Annotated in this window: 5 protein-coding genes; 3 read left to right on the forward strand and 2 right to left on the reverse strand. The window is 63.5% G+C overall.

Features of this window, described 5'->3' with window-relative positions:
* Both EN994_RS20050 and EN994_RS20055 read left to right on the forward strand, forming a co-directional pair.
* Window positions 1-1,053, forward strand: a 1,053-nt coding sequence (locus EN994_RS20050) for an ATP-binding cassette domain-containing protein (protein ID WP_127307749.1), incomplete at its 5' end; no start/stop codon positions are given.
* A 107-nt stretch (window positions 1,054-1,160) separates the two neighbouring features.
* Window positions 1,161-1,937: a heme ABC transporter permease gene (locus EN994_RS20055; protein WP_027162453.1), complete on the forward strand. Its 777-nt coding sequence runs from the start codon at window positions 1,161-1,163 to the stop codon at window positions 1,935-1,937.
* Window positions 1,938-1,958: 21 nt separating this feature from the next.
* On the opposite strand, the gene EN994_RS20060 is transcribed toward EN994_RS20055, so the two are convergent.
* Complete coding sequence (locus EN994_RS20060; protein ID WP_063170202.1) at window positions 1,959-3,017, reverse strand: D-TA family PLP-dependent enzyme; 1,059 nt, start codon at window positions 3,015-3,017, stop codon at window positions 1,959-1,961.
* 191 nt (window positions 3,018-3,208) lie between these two features.
* On the opposite strand from EN994_RS20060, the gene EN994_RS20065 reads away from it, so the two are divergent.
* Entirely contained in the window at window positions 3,209-3,895 is a 687-nt protein-coding gene (locus EN994_RS20065; RefSeq protein ID WP_063170203.1) for a D-lyxose/D-mannose family sugar isomerase, read from the forward strand.
* A gap of 86 nt (window positions 3,896-3,981) precedes the next feature.
* Here the strand turns inward: EN994_RS20065 and EN994_RS20070 are convergent.
* Window positions 3,982-4,268 (reverse strand): L,D-transpeptidase (locus tag EN994_RS20070; RefSeq protein WP_164746029.1); only part of this gene is annotated, 287 nt, incomplete at its 5' end.

Below are 4,268 nucleotides of genomic sequence, written 5' to 3' on the forward strand. Positions count from 1 at the left end.
GCCTTGCACCGTCTGTCATCGGCAATCTCGATGCTGATCGTGTTGTCGATCGGCTCCTATCTCGTGACTCATGGTCAGTTGGGTGTCGGCGACGTCATTGCCTTCACCGGTTTTGCCACGATGCTGATCGCTCGCCTCGACCAGATGTCGGCTTTCGCCAACCAGATTTCCGAGGCCCGTGCCAAGCTCGAGGATTTCTACCATCTCGAGGACTCCGCGGCTGATTCCGCCGAGCCGGACGGCTTGCGCGATCTTTCCAACGTCACCGGCCATGTGCGCTTCGAGAATGTCGGCTTTGAATTCGCCAATTCCGGCCAAGGCATCGACGACGTGTCCTTCGAGGTGCAGGCGGGCCAGACCGTCGCCATCGTGGGCCCGACGGGTGCCGGCAAGACCACGCTCATCAACCTGCTGCAGCGTGTCTTCTCGCCGTCCCATGGCCGTATCCTGATCGACGGCATCGACACCCGCACCGTGACCCGCAAGTCGGTGCGCCATTCGATCGCCACGGTGTTCCAGGATGCCGGCCTGCTCAACCGCTCGATCGAGGACAACATCCGTGTCGGCCGCGCCGATGCAAGCAATGACGAGATCCATGCCGCCGCCAATGCGGCTGCCGCACAGGACTTCATCCTGTCCAAGAGCAATGGCTACGACACGGTGGTTGGCGAACGTGGCGGCCAGCTGTCGGGCGGCGAACGTCAGCGCATCGCCATTGCCCGTGCCGTGCTGAAGGACGCACCGATCCTGGTGCTCGACGAGGCGACCAGCGCGCTCGACGTCGAGACCGAGGACCGCGTCAAGGAAGCGATCGACGAACTGCGCCGCGACCGCACCACCTTCATCATCGCCCACCGCCTGACCACCGTTCGCGACGCCGATCTGGTCGTGTTCATGGACAAGGGCAGGGTGGTCGAGATGGGCGGCTTCACCGAGCTGTCGCTGCGCAATGGCCGCTTTGCCAGCCTGCTGCGCGCTGGCGGCCTGCTCAACGACGAGGAGGTCCGCCGCCTCAGCCGCACCGTGCTGCAACAGCAGGAAGCGGCCGCCTGATCAGGCACGTCTCTGCTTTCTCCCACAGGGGAGAAGGCAAAGCGCTGCAGCCCTGCGACACCACCGCTCGATTGCCCCGAACGCCGCGGCGGTTTATGTAGAACCGCATGAGCGACACGACTTCACGCCTGACAAGCTGGATGGATCTCGCCAACCCGACGCGCTTCGTCGGGCTGGCGGACAAGGTCGTGCCATGGCTGGCCACGATCGCCGCACTGATCCTCGCAGTCGGGCTCTATATGAGCTTTGCCGCGCCTGAGGATTTCCAGCAAGGCATCACCGTCCGCATCATGTACATCCACGTGCCTTTCGCCTGGCTGGCCATGATGTGCTACACGCTGATGGCGGTCTCGGCGCTCGGCACGCTCGTCTGGCGGCATCCGCTGGCCGATGTCGCGCTGAAATCAGCCGCACCCATCGGTGCGGTCTTCACCGCGCTGGCGCTGATCACCGGTTCGATCTGGGGCAAGCCGATGTGGGGCACCTGGTGGGTCTGGGATGCGCGGCTGACTTCGGTCTTCGTGCTGTTCCTGATGTATCTCGGCATCATCGCGCTGACCCGTGCGCTCGACGATGCCAGCCGCGCCGCCTGGGCCGCCGCCATCATCACGCTGGTCGGCTTCATCAACATCCCGATCATCAAATTCTCGGTCGACTGGTGGAACACGCTGCATCAGCCGGCCTCGGTGTTCCGCATGGGCGGCTCCACCATCGACCCCAGCCTGCTGTGGCCGCTTCTGGTGATGGCGCTCGGCTTCACCGTGCTGTTCTTCGCGCTGCACCTGATGGCGATGCGCACCGAAATCCGCCGTCGCCGGGTGATTGCCATGCGCAGGGTCGCGGCACGGCAGGCGGAGCGCTCTCCCCCTTCTCCCCTTGTGTGAGAAGGCAAGACGCTTCTTAGTTCACCCCATCCTTCCGCGCGCCGCCACAGGCAGCGTTTCCAGCACTTTGTCGCCGTCGATCAGATTGACCTCGTTGAACAAGTTTGTGACGACGCAGCAATGGTCGGGCACCACACGCACGCGCTCGCCGATGCGCAATTTGCCGTCACCCGAAAGCGTGACGGTGCCGTGCTCCTCGCTCAGGCCCGTCACCCGCGCTCCCGGCACGCCGGGCAACTCGCCGAAATCGGCGAGACCCAGCGTGTCGCTGGACAGCGCCTTGCTGCCGGCATCGAGGATAACGCGCGTCGCGGTGGGATGGCTGACCACCGTCGACAGCACCGTCAGCGCGCAATCGTCGAGCGTGCCGACGCCTTTGGCGACCTGATAGCGGTCGAGATAGATGTAGGTGCCTGGACGATACTCCGTGACAACAGATGTATCGCTGGAGCGCCACATATCCGGCGTGCCGCCGCTGGAGATGCGTTCGCAGGCGAGGCCCGATGCGGCCAGCGCCTGCTTGGCGTCGGCGAGCCAGGCTTCGGCCTCCGCTGCCTTCCCGGCGGCCGGGTAGGTCATCAGTCCTCCGAAGGCGAGGCCACCGGTTCTGTCGATCTGTCTTGCCAGCGCAACCGCTTCATCGGCCGACTGCACGCCGCAGCGTCCCATGCCGGTGTCGCATTCGACCAGCACCGGTAGACGATGACCGGCATCGGTGAAGGTGGTTGCCAGCCCTTCGAGCGTCTCCATGCTGTCCGCTGTCACCGACAGGGTGACGCGCCCGTGCAGCGCCAGAAGCCGCTCCAGCTTGGCGCGCCCAAGGATGTTGTAGGGAAGAAAAATATCGGCCAGCCCGGCATCGGCCATCACCTCGGCCTCGCCGATCTTCTGGCAGGTGATGCCGACGGCGCCGGCCGCCACCTGCTTCTTCGCCCAATAGGGCAATTTGTGCGTCTTGATATGCGGCCTGAGCTTCAGCCCGTTCTTGTCGGCATGCGCCTGGGCGCGGGCAATGTTGGCTTCGGCGCGCGCGGCGTCGATGAGAATCGACGGCGTATCGAGGTCGTGGACGGTCGGCATCATCTTTCACCCCATGAGGAATCCGCGGGTTTTATGGCCCTGAAAATCCGCGATGTCACGCGGCCAGCGAAGCGGATCTGTGGTCCATGCGCCTAAGCGCAAGACCGGGCAGGGCGGCGAGATGGATCGACACCGCATCGACGTTCGGCTATGCGATTTGCCAGACAAATCGATACGAAGGGATCATGATCATGAAGCGCTCCGCCATCAACGACATCATCCGCGAAGCCGACGCTTTCATCCGCTCGTTCGGCTACATCATGCCGCCCTTCGCCTATTGGTCGCCGCAGGAGGCGAAGGCGCGCCAGGCCGACTCCGCGGCCGTGTTTACCTCGCGGCTCGGCTGGGACATCACCGATTACGGTCAGGAGAAGTTCAAGGAGCTCGGCCTGTTCCTGTTCACCGTTCGCAACGGCCGCTACGAGGACATGAAGAAGGGCATGGGCATGCTCTATGCCGAGAAAATCATGATCTCGCGCAAGGACCAGCTGTCGCCGATGCATCGCCACAACGTCAAGGCCGAGGACATCATCAACCGTGGCGGCGGCAAGCTGGTGCTGGAACTGTTCATGCATGACCGCGACGGCGGCATCGATCCCAAGGCCGAGGTTTCGGTGCCGGTCGACGGAACCATCCACAGGCTGCCTGCGGGCGGGCTCCTGAAGCTCGACCCGGGCCAAAGCGTCACGCTGCTGCCCGGCGTCTGGCATGCCTTTTGGGCCGAGGGCAAGGATGTGCTGATCGGCGAGGTCTCGACCGTCAACGACGATCTCACCGACAATGTGTTTCGCGAACCGATCGGCCGTTTTTCCAACATCGACGAAGACGTTGCCCCGATCCATCTGCTGGTGTCCGACTACGAGAAGTGGCTGGGGTAAAGGGCCGCTCCACGCCCTCGGCGACGCCAGTCACACGACCGTGTGACTAGTCGCACGGTCGAAAGTGGGTAGGCCGTATCGCCTACCTACTGCGATCCCTGTTCGACCGATCCTGCCGCTTCGTCCTTGAAGACGACCTTTGTGCCTTTTTGCACTTCGGAGGCGAGGTCTTCGGCATCCCAGTTGGTCAGCCTGATGCAACCATGCGAGAAGGTCTTTCCGATCTTGCCTGGGTCCGGAGTCCCGTGAATGCCGTAGCTATCGATGGACAAGTCGATCCAGACCGATCCCACCGGATTGTTTGGCCCGGCAGCGATCGTGAAGGGGCGCTTGCTCCTCACTCCCTTGAAGGCAAACTCGGGATCGTAATGAT

This window comes from Mesorhizobium sp. M7A.F.Ca.CA.002.09.1.1, assembly GCF_003998555.1.
In the GTDB taxonomy this organism is placed as follows: Bacteria; Pseudomonadota; Alphaproteobacteria; order Rhizobiales; family Rhizobiaceae; genus Mesorhizobium; species Mesorhizobium ciceri.

What these genes read in the sequence shown, in the direction of transcription:
- EN994_RS20055 (WP_027162453.1), top strand. Translation starts at nt 1,161, where the DNA reads ATGAGCGACACGACTTCACGCCTGACAAGCTGGATGGATCTCGCCAAC.
- EN994_RS20060 (WP_063170202.1), bottom strand. Translation starts at nt 3,017, where the DNA reads ATGCCGACCGTCCACGACCTCGATACGCCGTCGATTCTCATCGACGCC.
- EN994_RS20065 (WP_063170203.1), top strand. Translation starts at nt 3,209, where the DNA reads ATGAAGCGCTCCGCCATCAACGACATCATCCGCGAAGCCGACGCTTTC.